The sequence below is a fragment of the Streptomyces sp. NPDC004732 genome, from assembly GCF_040609235.1.
GTDB lineage: Bacteria > Actinomycetota > Actinomycetes > Streptomycetales > Streptomycetaceae > Streptomyces.
Genome location: NZ_JBEXJR010000006.1, coordinates 584,536 through 601,400, shown reverse-complemented (window position 1 = coordinate 601,400; position 16,865 = coordinate 584,536). Strand labels below are relative to the sequence as shown.

Sequence of the window (16,865 nt, the reverse complement as noted above, 5' to 3'; positions counted from 1 at the left end):
CGGTCCGTACCCCAGTCGGCGGGGGTACGGGCCGCGGCTGTGGCCGCGGGGCCCGCGCTACGTAGTGGCGGGTTCCCGTGCCGCCGCAGCCGTTGCCATCGCGTGTTCGACGACGTCGATGAGGACGTCCTTGACCGTCTCGCGGTCACGCGCGTCGCAGAGCACGACGGGCACGTCGTCGTCGAGGTCGAGGGCCTGGCGCACGACGTCGGCAGGGTAACGGGAGGCTCCGTCGAAGCAGTTGACGCCGACGACGAAGGGTATGGAGCGCCGCTCGAAGTAGTCCACGGCGGCGAAGCAGTCCTCCAGGCGCCGGGTGTCGGCGAGGACCACCGCGCCCAGGGCCCCGGTCGCCAGCTCGTCCCAGAGGAACCAGAAGCGGTCCTGTCCCGGCGTGCCGAAGAGGTACAGGACCAGGTCCTCGCGGAGCGTGATCCGGCCGAAGTCCATGGCCACCGTGGTGGTGTTCTTGCCCGCGACGCCGCTCGTGTCGTCGACGGGCCTGCCGACCTCGCTGAGGGTCTCCTCGGTGCGCAGCGGCTTGATCTCGCTGACCGCGCCGACCAGCGTCGTCTTGCCGACACCGAAACCGCCCGCCACGAGGATCTTCAGCGTGACCGGCTCGACGGGGGCCTTGCCGCGCTCACTACGCTTGAAGATCATCGCTCACTTCTCCTGGATCAGTGGTGTCGCGCGGGGCCGGTCCGTATCCGCCGCCGCCGGGGGTTTCGATCACGAGTACGTCGCCGGGGGCCAGGTCGGCCGAGTCACTGCCGCCGAGCTCCACGACGGAACCGTCCGCGCGTTCCACGCGGTTGGCGCCGAGCGTGCCGGGGGCGCCGCCCGCCATGCCGTACGGCGCGACCTTGCGGTGCTGCGACAGGGTGGAGACGGTCATCGGCTCTCGGAACCGGATGCGGCGCACGGCGCCGTCGCCGCCCCGCCACGTCCCGGCCCCGCCACTGCCCTTGCGCACGGCGAACTCCTCCAGGAGGACGGGCAGCCGCCACTCCAGGACCTCGGGGTCGGTGAGCCGGGAGTTGGTCATGTGGGTCTGTACGACGGGCGCCCCGTCGAAGCCGTCGCCCGCTCCGGAGCCCGAGGCCACCGTCTCGTAGTACTGGTGGCGGTCGTTGCCGAACGTGACGTTGTTCATCGTGCCCGAGCCCTCCGCCTGTACGCCCAGGGCTGCGTAGAGCGCACCCGTGATGGCCTGTGAGGTCTCCACGTTCCCTGCGACGACGGCCGCGGGCGGCTCGGGCGCGAGCAGCGAGCCCGGGGGCACGATGATGCGCAGGGGGCGCAGGCAGCCGTCGTTGAGGGGGATGTCGTCGGCGACGAGGGTGCGGAAGACATACAGGACGGCGGCGTTGACCACCGCGAAGGGCGCGTTGAAGTTCGTGGCGAGCTGTGGTGACGTACCGCTGAAGTCGATGGTCGCCGTGCGTTCCGCGCGGTCCACGGTGACACGGACGTGGATCAAGGCGCCCGAGTCCGTTCGATAGGCGAACTCGCCCTCTTCGAGGACGTCGATGACGCGGCGCACGGAGTCTTCGGCGTTGTCCTGGACGTGCTGCATGTACGCCTGGACGACGTCGAGGCCGAAGTCGTCGATCATGCGGTTGACCTCGTCGACGCCCTTCTGGTTGGCGGCGATCTGGGCGCGCAGGTCGGCGAGGTTGGTGTCCGGGTTGCGCGAGGGATACGGAGCGTCGGTGAGCAGGCTCCGGGTCTCGGTCTCGCGGAAACGGCCCTCTTCTACAAGAAGCCAGTTGTCGAAGAGGATGCCCTCCTCGTCGATGGTGCGGCTGTCGGCCGGCATGGATCCGGGGGCGATGCCGCCGATCTCGGCGTGGTGGCCGCGCGAGGCCACGTAGAAGAGGATCCGCTCCCCCGAAGTGCCGTGCTCCCCCGGCCTGTCGAAGACCGGGGTGATGACCGTGACGTCGGGGAGGTGCGTCCCGCCGTGGTACGGGTCGTTGACGGCGTAGGTGTCCCCGGGGCGCATGCCGCTGCCGCGGCGCTCGATGACTTCCTTGACGCTGGTGCCCATCGAGCCCAGGTGCACGGGGATGTGCGGGGCGTTGGCGACGAGGTTGCCTTCGGGGTCGAAGAGCGCGCAGGAGAAGTCGAGTCGCTCCTTGATGTTCACCGACTGGGACGTGGACTCCAGGCGGGCGCCCATCTGTTCGGCGATGGACATGAAGAGGTTGTTGAAGACTTCGAGGAGGACGGGGTCGGCCGCGGTGCCCGCGGTGGAACTCTCCGGTGCCTGGACGCGTTCCATGACCAGGTGCCCTGTGGTCGTCGTCGAAGCCTGCCAGCCGTCGTCCACGACCGTCGTGGCTCCGGCCTCGGTGATGATCGCAGGCCCGGTGACGGCCTTGCCGGGCGGGAGCTGCTCGCGGCGGTGCAGGAGGACGTCACGTCGGCTGCCGCCGGTGTGCAGGCGGACCTGCTGCGGGGTGCCCGGTGTCACCTCGTCCGCCGATGTCGAGAGGTCGGGCGGTTCGGTGACTCCGGTGGCCTCGACGGAGAGGGCCTCCACGACGACGGGCCGGTCCAGGGTGAAGGAGTACGTGGCGCGGTGCCGGTCCTCGAAGTCCCCGGTCATGGTGTCGGGGTCCGTGAGCTCCACGGTCAGGGCGGTGTCCGTGCCGTCGTATCGGAGTTGGGCGCGGCGCGTGACGTGGATGCGGTCGGTCGGCACGTCCTCGGCGAGGAGTTCGTCGCGGGCCGCGCTCTCCAGGTCGTCGGCGGTCTTCAGGACGTGGGGCATCGACGACGCCGACAGGGGCGTCTCCACGGACTGCTCGCGCATCGCAGTGGTGTCGGCGAGTCCGATGCCCAGGGCGGAGAGGACACCGGCCATCGGCGGGACGAGGACGGTGCGGATGCCCAGCGAGTCGGCGACCATGCACGCGTGCTGGCCGCCCGCGCCGCCGAACGTGGTCAGGGCGTACCGCGTGACGTCGTGGCCCTTCTGGACCGAGATGCGCTTGACGGCGCCCGCGATGTTGGCGACCGCGATCCGCAGATAGCCCTCCGCCACCTGTTCGGGCGTGCGGTCGTCGCCCGTCGCCGCCCGGATCTCCTCGGCGAGGGCCGCGAAGCGGTCGCGGACGAGGTCGCCGTCGAGGGGCTGGTCCCCGCCCGGGCCGAACACCGCGGGGAAGTGGTCGGGCTGGATGCGGCCGAGGGCGATGTTGGCGTCGGTGACGGTGAGCGGCCCACCGTTCCGGTAGCTCGCCGGGCCGGGGTCGGCGCCCGCCGAGTCGGGGCCCACGCGGTAGCGGCTGCCGTCGAAGTGGAGCACGGAGCCGCCGCCCGCGGCGACGGTGTGGATGTCGAGCATGGGGGCGCGCAGGCGGACCCCGGCGATCTGGGTGGTGAAGACCCTCTCGTACTCGCCCGCGTAGTGCGACACGTCCGTCGAGGTGCCGCCCATGTCGAAGCCGATGACGCGGTCGAATCCGGCGAGGCCCGACATGCGGGCCATGCCCACGATGCCGCCCGCGGGCCCGGAGAGGATCGCGTCCTTGCCGCGGAACGTTCCCGCCTCCGTGAGGCCGCCGTTCGACTGCATGAACATCAGCCGTACGCCCTGGAGTTCGTCGGCGACGTGCTGCACGTAGCGGCGCAGGACGGGTGACAGATACGCGTCGACGACCGCGGTGTCGCCGCGCGGGACGAGTTTCATGAGGGGGCTGACCTCGCTGGAGAGCGAGACCTGCGGGAAGCCGGTGCGACCGGCGAGTGCACCGATGGCCTGCTCGTGTGCGGGGTACAGGTGGCTGTGCATGCAGACCACCGCCACCGAGCGGATCCCGTCGGCGTACGCCTGCCGCAGCGGCCCCTCAAGCCGGTCCAGGTCGGGTGCGCGCAGGACCTCGCCGTCGGCGGCGACGCGCTCGTCGACCTCGATGACGCGGTCGTAGAGGAGTTCGGGCAGGACGATCTCGCGGGCGAAGATCTGCGGGCGGTTCTGGTAGGCGATGCGGAGGGCGTCGCGGAAGCCGCGGGTGATGACCAGGGCGGTGGGTTCGCCCTTGCGCTCCAGGAGGGCGTTGGTGGCGACGGTGGTACCCATGCGGACGGCCTCCACCTGCGCGGTGGCGGCGCCGTCTCCGGTCGCCGGTCCGGCTGTCGCGGCCCCGTCCGTCGCCGCTCCGTCCAGCAGTTCACGGATCCCCGCGACCGCCGCGTCGCGGTAGCGCGCGGGGTTGTCGGAGAGGAGTTTGTGCGTGCGGAGACTGCCGTCCGGGTGCCTCGCGACGATGTCGGTGAAGGTACCGCCCCTGTCGACCCAGAACTGCCAGCCAGTCACGTTCTCACTCCCGCTTCCGCGCTGTTCAGAGCGCCCGGAGGCCGCTGATCACGTCGCGCAGAATACTCTCGTCCGGCAGCTCGGCGGGGGGCACGGGGCGGGTCACGTGCACCAGTTCGCCGTCCACGAGGTCCCCTATGAGCACGCGGACCACGCCGATGGGCAGGTCGAGCTCGGCCGCCAGCTCGGCGACCGACTGGGGCGTGTCACGGCACAGCTCGACTATGTCCACGTGCTCCGGAGACAGCGTCTGGTCCGCCTCCGGGATGCCGATGGCGTGGGCCTCGGTGAGGACGACCGCGATCAGGTCGAGCCGGTGCTGCCCGTTGCTCGTGGTGCGGCCGCGCGTCATGGCGTACGGACGCACGACCGGGCCTGCGTCGTCGTCGAACCAGCGGGGCGTCTCCTGTGCCCCCGGTAACTTCCGCGTCGTCGTTGCTCTCTGCGTTCTCTGCGTCCCTCGACCGTCGTCGCTCATGACCTCCCACTACCCCCCGGCGGGCAGATCCGTGCGCGGTGCCGTACCCAGATGCACACCCACGCGCTTGACCAGCAGCGTCATTTCGTACGCCACCAGGCCGACGTCGGAGTCCGCGTCCGCGAGGACGGCGAGGCAGCTGCCGTCGCCCGCGGCCGTGACGAAGAGGAAGGCGTCGTCGAGCTCGACCACGGTCTGGCGGACCCGGCCCGCCTCGAAGTGCCGGCCGACCCCCTTGGCGAGGCTGTGGAACCCGGAGGCGACGGCAGCGAGGTGCTCGCTGTCCTCCCTGGTCAGGTTCTTCGACACACCGGTCGGCAGGCCGTCTCCGGAGAGCACCAGTGCCTTGCGGATGCTGGCGACGCGCTGCACCAGGTCGTCGAGGAGCCAGTTCAGCTCACCCCGTCCCCCGGTCGTGGTGGTGCGTGCGTCGGCATTCGGTGCGGTCATCGACCGTCCCCCTCGGATGTCGTTCCTGGTGCTGTGCCGTTCGTGGCGTCGTCGCCCGCGGCGTTTTCGTCGCGGCCGCGCTGCCAGCCCCGCTGGAGCGATGCCATGCGGCTGCGTACCTCTTCGGCGTCGCGCTCCTCCGGCCGGGTCTCGGCGCGCGGGGAGCGGCGTTCGGGTCCGTCCTTCAACTGCGGGGCCAGGTTGGCCTGCCGGACGCGGCGGGGCAGTCCGCCCGCGGTGGTCGTGGTGGTCCGGTCCCTGGGTGCTCGGTCTTCGGTGGTGCGGTCCTGCGCGCCGCGGCGGCCGCGACGCGGGAGGTCGGACGGCGCGTCGTCGACGGCCGTGACGTCGTGGTGCGGAGGCAGCAGGCCGGGCCAGGAGGGCTGCTGCTGCGGGCGCTGCGGGGACGGGAAGTCGTCCTCGGCCGCCGGGGCCAGCGGCCTGCTCTCCGAAGGCCTGTCCTCCGGGAAGCGGTCGTCCTCCTGGAAGGGGTTGCCCTCCTGGAAGCGGCCGTCGTCGGTGAAGCGGCTGTCCTGGGTCCTGCCTCCGGGGAAGCGGCTGTCCTGCGACCTGTCGTCGGGGAACCGGCTGTCCTGGGGTTTGGCATGGGTCACCGGGCGGCCGTTGGAGCGGACCAGCTTCGGGGTCCTGCGGCGCGGCAGCGGAACGGGGCCTCCGGAGTGGGCGTCCTCGGCGAGGGCGTCGTCGGCACCGGTGGGCACGGTGTCCCGGCGGGTCGGCTCCGCGCGGCCCGCCTCGCGGTCGTCGCGGGCCTGCTGGTGCTGTTCCGCGGGCGGGCCCGCCACCCGGCGTCGGGGCCGGAAGATGCCGCCGCGCTCGCTGTCCTCGTCATCGAGAGCGCCGGGGAAGCCGTCGAGGTCGGCCATGCCGACGGGCGCCTCCAGCTCGACGGGGCCATCGAGGACCGAAGCGGGCAGGCCCGGCAGCTGCACGGGCACCTGGGCGAGGGCCGCGGTGCGGTCGACTCCCTGGTCGGCGCCCGCCACGGCCTCCTTGGTCTGCGCGCGGTCGATCCGGAAGCCGGTGCCGTCGGTGTCGGGCACGTCGTCGGTGAGCAGGGACTCGGGCACGAAGACGACGGCGGTCGTGCCGCCGTACGGCGAGGGCTGCAGCGAGACGCGGACACGCTGGCGCTGCGCGAGACGGCTGACCACGAAGAGGCCGAGCCGGTCGGTGTCGGACAGTTCGAACTCGGGGGTCTCCGCAAGGCGCAGGTTGGCGTCCAGGAGGGCGTCGGGGGTCATGCCGAGGCCCCGGTCGTGGATCTCCAGGGTGAAGCCGTTGGCGACGTGCTCACCGAGGACCTGCACGGCGGTGTGCGGCGGCGAGAACACCGTGGCGTTCTCCAGGAGCTCCGCCATGAGGTGCGTGAGGTCGGCGACAGCGGGTCCGGTGACCGCGATGCGGGGCAGGCGGCGCACCTCGATGCGTTCGTAGTCCTCGACCTCGGCGACGGCCGCGCGGACGACGTCCATGAGCTGGACGGGCTTGCGCCACTGTCGCGACGGGGCGGCGCCGGACAGGATCACGAGACCCTCGGCGTGCCGCCGCATGCGGGTGGTCAGGTGGTCGAGGCGGAACAGGTCGGCGAGCTCGTCGGTGTCCTCGGTCCTGCGCTCCATGGTGTCCAGGAGCGTGAGCTGCTTGTGCAGCAGGACCTGGCTGCGGCGGGCGAGGTTGACGAAGACTTCAGAGACGCCGTGGCGCAGGTCGGCCTGTTTGACGGTGGCCTCGACGGCGGCGCGCTGCAGGGTGTTGAGGGCCTGGCCGACCTGGCCGATCTCGTCCTTGCCGTACGTCAGCCGGGGCGCCTCGGTCTCCACGTCGACCTGCTCACCGGCGGCGAGGCGGCGCAGCACGCCGGGCAGCCGGACACCTGACGCCTCGTGGGCGTCGAGGCGCAGGCGGCGCAGGTCCCTGATGAGGCTGCGGCCGATGCGTACGGACATGAAGAGCGACAACAGGAGTGCGAGCAGACCGAGGACACCGGCCGCGATGACCCGGACGATCACACCGACGGCCGCGGGCTCGACGCGGTCCTGGAAGCGGTCGGTCGCCTCGATGTTGCTCTCGGAGAGCTGCTTGAGCACGCGGCCCGCCGCCTCGTCCCAGTGGGCGGAGGTGACCTTGTGCGGGGTGCCTGCCCCGGATTCGATGATGGCCTGCTCGGCCTTGCGCAGCTGGGTGGTCTCGGTGCCGTTCCAGTAGCGCTCGTAGCGGGCGCGGTCGTCCTCGGGGAGCTGCGCGAAGTTCACTTCGAAGAGGAGTCCGCGCTGGGCGCGGAGCTCGGTGGCCTGCCGGATCTCGGCCTTGGTGAGCCGTCCCGCGACGAGCGCCGAACCGATCAGCGCGTCCTCGCGGGAGAGCAGTTCACGCGCGCGGGTGGCGCCGACGAGTGCACGGCCCTGCTGGTCGTACTTCATGTCGTCGAGGCCGGAGAAGCCGTTGAGCGTGGAGAGCAGGTCGAAGTAGGGGTCGATCAGCTTGGTGTACATGTTCAGGGCGCCGATCCGGGTGATCGTGCCCTCTTCGACGCTGCGGCGCAGCGGCTCGATGCTGTCGAAGGCCTCGACGAGCTCGTTGAGCCGCTTGCGCGAATCCCCGCTGAGGCCGTCACGGACGTCCGGGTCCTGGGCGTTGGCACGGATCTTGTCGATCATGTCGTCGGTCGCGGTGCGGCTGCGGCGCAGCGCGCCCGTGGCGTCCGAGGCCCGGGGGTCGGCGAGATAGACGAGGGTCTGGCGGCGCTCCCGTTGGATGACCCGCGCCGTGTCCTCGACCGGATAGGCGAGCTTGTCCACCACGTTGACCGAGTCGACCAGGCTCAGTGCCTGTCGGCCCGTGACCACGGTGGCAAAGGCCCAGATCGCCGTAAGAGAGAGCAGCGGCACGAGCAGCAGCGCCACGATCTTCCGGCGGATGGACTTCCCGCGAAAGCGCATGGCGTCCCCCAGATCGGCCCCCTGCGGCCGTTGCACGGGCCAGGGGCACACATGTGCGTCAACAAACGGCGCGAGCCTACTACTGACTCACGGGCAACTCGAAGGCGCATCCGAACGCTTTTCAGCCGTGACGCGAAAGGGACATCCCTAGTTGTCCCTCCATTACGGGAGATTGCGTCCCAGCATGTGGCGCATGCAAGCAGGAGCCATCCGCCGTTGTACGCACGCCAGTTGGCCTGATCTATTCGCTCCACGGAAGCGGAACGGGAATCTTTCGGATCTCTCGTTCGTCTTTGAATGAGAGAGCCGCGGATCGAGGGATCGAGGGCAGTTCACCGGCCCGCCTCGGGTACGTCACGGGGCAGGCGACATGAAGTGCGGCAAAACGGGCAGCCACTCGTGAGCGGCGGGGGGAGTGACGAGATGATGGGTACGGCAGAGCGCCACAGGGAGTCGGGCAGTGGCGCGGTGGACGGGGGCGCGGCGGCGCGGGAGATCGCTCCGCAGAGGGCTGCCGCACAGAGGCCTGTTCCGCGGAGGCCTGCCCCTCAGGGGCGCGTATCCGTGGAGCGCGAGAGCGTGGAGCGCGAAATGGCTGAGCAACGACCGCCGTTGTGGGTCGAGGAGCCCGCCCGCAGAAGGCGGTTGCCCGATCCGGTGCGCACGGCCGCGGTGCGGGCCGTGATCATAGTGGCGCTGACGCTCGTGCAGGCCATGGTCGCCTTCCTGGCGGCGCTCGCCGGGTCGTGGCTCTCCTTCCCCATGGTGCTCAGCAGCGTGGCCAGCACGGTCGTGGCCACGTGGGGCGTGCTCGACGTGTGGGTGACCCGCCAGGTGTGGAACCAGCGGAACGGCGTGGTGTCGATGCCGAGCAGCACGGCGCGGCGGCTGCGGCGCGAGCGGCGCCGGGCCCGCCGTCAGGCGCGGGCCGCGGCGCGCGGGAAGGACCGCATACAAGGGCGCAGCGGGCCGGGGCAGTTGTCGCACCCCTGAGCGGAACCGACCGTACGGTGCCGATGGGACGGGACGGACGCACCCTCGGGTGGCGCCCTTGGGGTCTCAGACCCCGGCGAGTTCCGCCGCCCGGTCGGCCGCCAGCCCTCTGCGCAGCTTCATGAAGGGACGGGCGCGGTCGACGGCGAGGACCGCCGTGGTCCGTCCGGCGCGCTCATAGACGGCAAGGAGCCCCTCGCCGCGCCCGCCTCCCGCCGGGCTGCCCAGGCCGTCCGGCGAGCCGTCGACGATGCGCACGGTGTCCCCGTCGCCCCGCCGTCCGGCGAACTGGATGCGGGAGCCGTACTGATCGGACCAGAAGTAGGGCAGCGGTCGCAGGGTCTCGATCGTGTGGCCCGCCAGCAAGTTCCGTACGGCTACGCGCGGTTGCTCCGTGGCACTCGTCCAGTGCTCGGCGCGGACCCCGCCCGCTCTGGCGACGTCCCCCACCGCGACGACTTGGGGCAGCGCGGTGACGCAGCCGTCGCCGCACAGCACACCGTCGTCCACGGGTAGGGAGGAGCCCGCGAGCCAGCCCGCGTTGGGTGTCGCCCCGATGCCGACGACGACCACGTCGGCGGGGAGCAGCCGCCCGTCGGACAGTTCGACGGCGGTGACGGAGCCACGGGCCCGAGCGGTCGGTGCGCCACGAAGCCCCGCCACGCCGACGCCCGTCAGGAGCCTGGCCCCGCCGTGTGTGTGCAGTCCCGCGCACACCTCTGCCATCTCGGGGCCGAGTTGGGCCGTGAGCGGCAGCGGTGCCGCCTCGACGACGGTGACGTCATGACCGAGCGCTACGCACGAGGACGCGGTCTCGGCGCCGATGAAGCCGCCGCCGATCACCACGACGCGCCGGGGACCGCGCGTCAGTTCCGCCCGCAGTGCGCGGGCGTCGTCCAGGGTGCGCAGGGTGTGGACTCCGGTGAGCGGGGGCCCGGGGAGCCGTCGGGCCGATGCCCCGGTGGCGATGACGACACCGTCGCCCGCCACGGTGCGGCCGTCGTCGAGGACGACCGTGCGGCCGCGCGCGTCGAGGGACCTGACACGTGTGCCGAGCCTCCACTCGGCGGCGAGTTCCGCCGTCTCCTCCTCGTCGGTGAGGGCGAGTTGACTCTCGTCCGCGGTGCCGTCGAGGAAGCCCTTGGACAAGGGCGGCCGGTCGTAGGGCCGGTGCGGTTCGGCCCCGATGACGACCAGGCGGCCGTCGAATCCCTGGGCGCGCAGCTCCCTGGCCGCGTACAGACCGGCGAGGGAGGCGCCCACCACGATGGCGGTCCTCATGCCGCGGATCCCTTCTCGGTGGCGACGAGCACATGGATGACGCCGTCCTCGACGTACACCTGGTGGGTGCGCACGGGGCGGCGCGCGGGCAGGCACGTGGGACTGCCGGTGCGAAGATCGAATGACGCGGCGTGCAGTGGGCATTCGACCAGACAGCCCTCCAGCCATCCCTCCGACAGGGAAGCATCCTGGTGGCTGCACGTGTCGTCGATGGCGTAGAGCTCGCCGTCGGCGTTGAACACCGCGACGGGCGGTGTGGTGTCAAGGCGGACGGATTCGCCCGCGGGGAGGTCTTCAAGGCGGCATACGGGGATCATGGGCCCCCCTCTTGGAGTCATTCGGCGCGGTCCTGGGCCCTTGGTGGACCAAGACCCTTCGGTAACATGATGTTTCGCATGGCGCACGAGGGAGCGCTATGCGCAACAGAATCCGGGTGGGGCGCCCATCACGTCAAGGGCTTCCCGAAGACGCGGCTTCAACAAGCCGCCAGGTGGTGAGAGTTCAGATATGACGGGCGACCGGAAACAGGCTGATCAGGACAGGGCGCCCAGCGCCGAACCGCGGGAGAGGCCGTCGAAGGGGGCGGCCGGATCCGTCCAGTCCGTGGACCGCGCGGTGAGCGTGCTGGAGATCCTCGCGCGGCACGGCGAGGCCGGGGTCACCGAGATCGCCGATGAGCTGGGCGTCCACAAATCGACGGCCTTCCGGCTGCTCGGCGTGCTCGAGAACCGGGGCCTGGTCGGCCAGGCGAAGGACCGCGGGAAGTACTTCCTGGGCGCGGGCGTACTCCGCCTCGCGGGGGCGGCGGCAGTGCGCATGGACATCTCGCAGGAGGGCGGCCCCGTCTGCCGCGAGCTCGCGGACGAGCTGGGCGAGACGGTCAACATAGCGGTCCTGGACGACGACGCCGCGGTCAACATCATGCAGGCCCGCGGCCCGGCCTCGGTGACGGCGCAGAACTGGCTGGGCCGACGCACCCCGCTGCACGCCACGTCCAGCGGAAAGGTGCTCCTCGCCCATCTGCCGACGACCCTGCGCGAGGGCCTGATGGCCCGCACCCTGCCGCGCCTGACCGAGCACACGGTGACCGGCACGGTGGCGCTGCGCGGGGATCTTGACGCCGTGGTCGATCAGGGATTCGCCGTCGCCGTCGAGGAGTTGGAGGTCGGCCTCGCCGCCGTCGCCGCGCCGGTGCGCGCGCACGACGGCAAGGTGATCGGCGCCCTCAGCGCCTCCGGTCCCGTCTACCGGCTGACCGAGGACCGTCTCACCGAGCTCGCCAAGCGCACCGTCGCCGCCGCCGTCGAGCTCTCCCGGCGGATGGGGTACGGCTTCTGATTCTCGCGCCGGGACACGGCCGCTGAATTTTCCGCGCCCGGCCCGCGCCGCCCCGGTGCGGGCCGGGCGCGGGGCCCCGCGGATTTCCGCGGACGAAGCGTCGCAGCGTACGAACACATGAGGGCGGGGCCGTGAGTTCACGGCTCCGCCCTCCCGCATGTGTGCGCGCCCCCGCGCGCTCCCAGGAACGGCGAAGGCTTGGCTCCGCCCCCTTGACGGCCCCTTGATGGCGTTCTCACTATGTCTCTCATAGCGCAACCGAACGTGCACTACGCAACAACGCAGCCACGCCGTGCGCAACAGCAGAGGAGTCTGGCCGTGCCCCACGAGGTCCGTGCCGTCGTCGCCCAGAAGAAGGGCGCACCCGTAGAGGTGCAGACGATCGTCGTGCCAGATCCCGGCCCCGGAGAGGTTCTCGTCTCCGTACAGGCCTGCGGGGTCTGCCACACGGATCTGCACTACCGGGAGGGCGCGATCAATGACGACTTCCCGTTCCTGCTCGGCCACGAGGCGGCCGGCACCGTGGAGGCGGTCGGCGCCGACGTCGACGGCCTCGTCCCCGGCGACTGCGTCGTGATCGCCTGGCGCGCCCCCTGCGGGGCCTGTCGTTCCTGTCTCCGCGGCCGCCCCTGGTACTGCTTCGACTCGCGCAACGCCGCCCGGCCCATGACCCTCCTGGACGGCACACCGCTGAGCCCCGCCCTCGGCATCGGCGCCTTCGCCGAGAAGACGCTGGTCGCCGCCGGACAGGCCGTGAAGGTCGACCCGGCGGCCCGGCCCGAGGCCGTGGCCCTCATCGGCTGCGGCGTGATGGCGGGGTACGGGGCCGCGGTGAACACCGGCGGGGTGGGCCGCGGCGACACCGTCGCCGTCATCGGCTGCGGCGGCGTCGGGAACGCCGCGGTCGCCGGGGCATCCCTGGCCGGGGCCCGCCGCGTCATCGCCGTCGACATCGACGAGGCCAAGCTGGACGGGGCGACCCGGTTCGGCGCCACGCACACCGTCAACTCCCGCGGCACCGACCCGGTTGCGGCGGTCCGGGAGCTGACCGGCGGCCACGGCGTCGACGTCGCCATCGACGCGGTCGGCACCCCGTCGACGTACAAACAGGCCTTCTACATGCGTGATCACGCGGGCGTGCTGGTCCAGGTCGGGGTGCCCGACCCGGAGATGACGGTCGATCTGCCGCTGATCGACCTCTTCTCCCGCGGCGGCGCCCTCAAGTCGTCCTGGTACGGCGACTGCCTGCCCACCAGGGACTTCCCGATCCTCGTCGACCAGTACCTGACCCGCCGCCTCGACCTGGGCGGGTTCGTCTCCGAGACGATCACGCTCCACCAGGTGGAGGAGGCGTTCACGAGGATGCAGCGCGGCGAGGTGCTGCGATCGGTGGTGGTCCTGTGAGCCCCGACCGGCCCGAAGGGCCCCGCGTGGTCGTGATCGGCGCCGGGATCGTCGGCTGCTCCCTCGCCGACGAGCTGACCGCCCGCGGCTGGACCGACGTCACCGTCCTCGACCAGGGGCCGCTGCCCGCACCCGGCGGCTCCACCTCGCACGCACCAGGCCTGGTCTTCCGGACCGGCCCCTCCAAGACGCTCACCGCGTTCGCCACGTACACCGTGGAGAAGTTCAACGCCCTTGAAGTGGACGGACTCCCCTGCTTCAACCCCGTCGGCGGCCTGGAGCTCGCCACCACGCCCGAGCGCTGGGCCGACCTGCACCGCAAGGCGGGTTTCGCCGCGTCCTGGGGCGTGCGCGCCGAGCTGGTCGGCCCCGCGCGCTGCAAGGAGCTGTGGCCGCTCATCGACGAGACCCAGGTGTACGGAGGGCTGTACACGCCCGAGGACGGCCTGGCCCGCGCCGTGCCCGCCTGCCGCGCGCAGATGGAACGGGCACGCGCGCGTGGAGCACGTTTTCTCGAACGGCACACCGTGACGGGCATCGAGCGGGATGGTGGCCGCGTCACCGCCGTCGTCACCGACCGCGGCACCTTCCCCGCCGACCACGTCGTCTCGGCGGCGGGCTTCTGGGGGCCGGTGATCGGGCGGATGGCGGGTGTCGACATCCCCCTGCTGCCGCTCGCCCACCAGTACGTAAAGACGGCGCCCCTGCCCGAGCTCGCGGGTCTCAACGACCCGCGCACGGAGGCCTCTCGGCCGATCCTGCGCCATCAGGACCGCGACCTGTACTTCCGTGAGCACACCGACCGCATCGGCATCGGCTCGTACGCCCATCGCCCGCTGCCCGTCGACCCGTTCACGGTCCCCGCGTACGACGACGCCGAGGACATGCCGTCCTCGTACCCCTTCACCGAGGAGGACTTCGCGCCCAGCTGGGAGGAGTGCCGACAGCTCCTCCCCGCGCTGAAGGCGGCGGAGATCGCGGAGGGCTTCAACGGCGTCTTCTCCTTCACGCCCGACGGCATGCCCGTGCTCGGCGAGTCCCGCGCGCTGCGGGGCTTCTGGCTGGCCGAGGCCGTCTGGGTGACGCACTCCGCGGGCGTCGCCAAGGCGGTCGCCGAGTGGATGGTCGACGGGCGGCCCGCACTCGACGTGCACGACTGCGAGCTGACCCGCTTCGAGGACGCTCAGCGCTCCCCCGCGTACGTGGCGGAGCGCGGCGCACAGCAGTTCGTCGAGGTCTACGACGTCATCCACCCGCTCCAGCCGATGGACCGGCCACGCCCCCTACGGGTCAGCCCCTTCCACATCCGCCAGCAGGAGCTGGGAGCGGTCTTCCTGGAGGGCGGCGGGTGGGAGCGCCCGCACTGGTACGAGGCCAACGCCCCACTGGCCGAGGGCTTCGAGGGCCAGGGTCGCGACGACTGGGCGGCCCGCCACTGGTCCCCCGTCGCGGCGGCCGAGGCGCGCGCCACTCGCGAGCGGGTCGCCCTCTACGACATGACGCCGCTGCGCCGCCTGGAGGTCACGGGGTCCGGCGCCCTGGCCTTCCTGCAGCGCATGACCTCCAACAACCTGGCCAAGAAGCCGGGTTCGGTCACCTACACGCTCCTCCTCGACGAGGCCGGAGGCATCCGCTCCGATCTGACCGTGGCACGGCTGGCTCCCGACCGGTTCCAGGTGGGCGCCAACTCCCCCGCCGACCTCGACTGGCTGCTCCGCCACGCGCCCGACGACGTCCACCTCAGGGACATCACCTCGGGGACCTGCTGCGTCGGCGTGTGGGGTCCGCTGGCCCGCGCGCTCGTCCAGCCGCTCACCCGCGATGACTTCTCGCACGAGGCGTTCGGCTACTTCAAGGCCAAGGAGACGTACATCGGGCACGTCCCGGTGACCGCGATGCGCCTGTCGTACGTCGGTGAACTGGGCTGGGAGCTGTACACCACCGCCGATCTGGGGCTCCGGCTCTGGGACACGCTGTGGGATGCGGGGCGCGCGCACGGCGTGATCGCGGCCGGGCGGTCCGCCTTCAACAGCCTGCGCCTGGAGAAGGGGTACCGCGCGTGGGGCCACGACATGACCACCGAACACAACCCCTACGAGGCGGGTGTCGGCTTCGCCGTCCGCATGAACAAGGGCGACTTCGTGGGCCGTTCGGCGCTCGAAGGACTCGGGCAGCCCGCACGGAAACTCACCGCCCTGCTCCTCGACGACCCCGCCGCCGTCGTCCTCGGCAAGGAACCCGTGTACGTGGACGGTGTCCCCGCCGGGTACGTCACCAGCGCCTCGTACGGGTACACCCTGGGCCGCTGCGTCGCCTACGCCTGGTTGCCGCCCCAGGAGACGGGCACGGGCGTCCACATCGAGTACTTCGGCGAAAAGGTTCCCGCGACGGTCGCCGAGGAGCCCCTGTTCGACCCGGAGATGACCCGCATCCGCCGCTAGACCTTCTGCCGCTAGCCCTAAGGAGGCACAGGTGTCCCCCACCTACGACGTGATCGTGATCGGCCTCGGCGGCATGGGCAGCGCCGCCGCGCACCACCTCTCCGCGCGCGGGTCCCGCGTCCTCGGCCTGGAGAAGTTCGGCCCGGTGCACCGCCGCGGCTCCAGCCACGGCGGTTCGCGCATCACCCGGCAGTCGTACTTCGAGGACCCCGCGTACGTACCGCTGCTGCTGCGCTCCTACGAGCTCTACGACCGCCTCGAGCGCGACACCGGCCGCGACATCGCCACCCTGTGCGGCGGCGTGATGCTCGGGCACCCCGACAGCCGCACGGTCTCAGGCTCGCGGCTCTCCGCCGAGCAGTGGGACCTGCCCCACGAGATGCTCGACGCGAAGGAGATCCGCCGCCGCTTCCCGACCCTGACTCCGGGCGACGACGAGGTGGCCCTGTACGAGGCGCGGGCGGGTCTCGTCCGCCCCGAGAACACCGTGGCCGCACACCTCCAGCTGGCCCTGCGGCACGGCGCCGAACTGCACTTCGAGGAGCCGATGACGCGATGGGAGCCGTACCGGGACGGAGTGCGCGTCCACACCGCGGAGGACACCTACACTGCAGGACAGCTGGTGATCTGCCCGGGCGCCTGGGCACCTGAGCTGCTGACCGACCTAGGTGTGCCGTTCACCATCGAACGCCAGGTCATGTACTGGTTCCAGCCCTCCGGCGGCGTTGCCCCCTACCTCCCGGAGAACCATCCGATCTACATCTGGGAGGACGCCGAGGGCGTCCAGGTCTACGGGTTCCCCGCCATCGACGGGCCCGGCCTGGGGGCGAAGGTCGCCTTCTTCCGCAAGGGCACACCGTGCACGCCGGAGACCATCGAACGGTCGGTCCACGACCACGAGATCGTCGCAATGGCCGACCAGGTGGGGCGGCTGATCCCGGGCCTCCCCGGCGGCTTCCTCAAGGCCGCCACCTGCATGTACTCCAACACCCCCGACGAGCACTTCGTCATCGCCCGCCATCCGGCGCACCCCGGGTCGGTGACCGTCGCGGCCGGATTCTCCGGACACGGCTTCAAGTTCGTGCCCGTGGTCGGCGAGATCCTCGCCGACCTGGCGACGGACGGCACCACTGAGCACCCCATCGAGCTCTTCGACCCGAGCCGCCTCGCCGCCACGCCTGCCTGAGGAG

Annotated in this window: 12 protein-coding genes; 5 read left to right on the top strand and 7 right to left on the bottom strand. The window is 71.5% G+C overall.

The genetic code is table 11. The annotated features are described in order from the left end of the window. Window positions 1-57: 57 nt before the first annotated feature. The 5 genes from ABZV77_RS21390 to ABZV77_RS21370 are packed head-to-tail and all read right to left on the bottom strand — an operon-like array spanning window position 58 to window position 8,218. Window positions 58-663, bottom strand: a complete 606-nt coding sequence (locus ABZV77_RS21390; protein WP_356258933.1) for an ATP/GTP-binding protein — start codon at window positions 661-663, stop codon at window positions 58-60. After that, window positions 647-4,327, bottom strand: coding sequence for a hydantoinase B/oxoprolinase family protein (locus ABZV77_RS21385; protein ID WP_356258931.1), 3,681 nt, complete (start codon window positions 4,325-4,327; stop codon window positions 647-649). The genes ABZV77_RS21390 and ABZV77_RS21385 overlap by 17 nt, the downstream gene beginning before the upstream one ends. 25 nt (window positions 4,328-4,352) lie before the next feature. Further along, window positions 4,353-4,805: a DUF742 domain-containing protein gene (locus ABZV77_RS21380; RefSeq protein ID WP_356258928.1), complete on the bottom strand. Its 453-nt coding sequence runs from the start codon at window positions 4,803-4,805 to the stop codon at window positions 4,353-4,355. A gap of 9 nt (window positions 4,806-4,814) precedes the next feature. Then, window positions 4,815-5,255: a roadblock/LC7 domain-containing protein gene (locus tag ABZV77_RS21375; RefSeq protein WP_150165449.1), complete on the bottom strand. Its 441-nt coding sequence runs from the start codon at window positions 5,253-5,255 to the stop codon at window positions 4,815-4,817. Further along, the gene (locus ABZV77_RS21370; protein WP_356258925.1) at window positions 5,252-8,218 is read right to left on the bottom strand and encodes a nitrate- and nitrite sensing domain-containing protein; all 2,967 of its coding nucleotides are present in this window, start codon (window positions 8,216-8,218) and stop codon (window positions 5,252-5,254) included. The genes ABZV77_RS21375 and ABZV77_RS21370 overlap by 4 nt, the downstream gene beginning before the upstream one ends. Window positions 8,219-8,644: 426 nt before the next feature. Here ABZV77_RS21370 and ABZV77_RS21365 point away from each other — a divergent pair, with 426 nt between their 5' ends. Continuing rightward, complete coding sequence (locus ABZV77_RS21365; RefSeq protein ID WP_356259038.1) at window positions 8,645-9,211, top strand: hypothetical protein; 567 nt, start codon at window positions 8,645-8,647, stop codon at window positions 9,209-9,211. Window positions 9,212-9,277: 66 nt separating this feature from the next. On the opposite strand, the gene ABZV77_RS21360 is transcribed toward ABZV77_RS21365, so the two are convergent. Together ABZV77_RS21360 and ABZV77_RS21355 are read right to left on the bottom strand one after the other, a co-directional pair. Beyond that, window positions 9,278-10,492, bottom strand: coding sequence for an FAD-dependent oxidoreductase (locus tag ABZV77_RS21360; protein ID WP_356258922.1), 1,215 nt, complete (start codon window positions 10,490-10,492; stop codon window positions 9,278-9,280). After that, window positions 10,489-10,809: a bifunctional 3-phenylpropionate/cinnamic acid dioxygenase ferredoxin subunit gene (locus tag ABZV77_RS21355; protein WP_356258919.1), complete on the bottom strand. Its 321-nt coding sequence runs from the start codon at window positions 10,807-10,809 to the stop codon at window positions 10,489-10,491. The genes ABZV77_RS21360 and ABZV77_RS21355 overlap by 4 nt, the downstream gene beginning before the upstream one ends. Window positions 10,810-10,999: 190 nt before the next feature. Here ABZV77_RS21355 and ABZV77_RS21350 point away from each other — a divergent pair, with 190 nt between their 5' ends. From ABZV77_RS21350 to solA, 4 genes are all read left to right on the top strand, one after another. Then, a complete protein-coding gene (locus ABZV77_RS21350) occupies window positions 11,000-11,830 on the top strand; it encodes an IclR family transcriptional regulator (RefSeq protein WP_356258916.1) in 831 nt (276 codons plus the stop codon). Window positions 11,831-12,148: 318 nt separating this feature from the next. Next, entirely contained in the window at window positions 12,149-13,234 is a 1,086-nt protein-coding gene (locus ABZV77_RS21345) for an S-(hydroxymethyl)mycothiol dehydrogenase (RefSeq protein WP_356258914.1), read from the top strand. Beyond that, complete coding sequence (locus ABZV77_RS21340) at window positions 13,231-15,675, top strand: FAD-dependent oxidoreductase (RefSeq protein ID WP_356258911.1); 2,445 nt, start codon at window positions 13,231-13,233, stop codon at window positions 15,673-15,675. The genes ABZV77_RS21345 and ABZV77_RS21340 overlap by 4 nt, the downstream gene beginning before the upstream one ends. 31 nt (window positions 15,676-15,706) lie before the next feature. Next, entirely contained in the window at window positions 15,707-16,861 is a 1,155-nt protein-coding gene (solA, locus tag ABZV77_RS21335) for an N-methyl-L-tryptophan oxidase (RefSeq protein WP_356258910.1), read from the top strand. Window positions 16,862-16,865 lie beyond the last annotated feature (4 nt).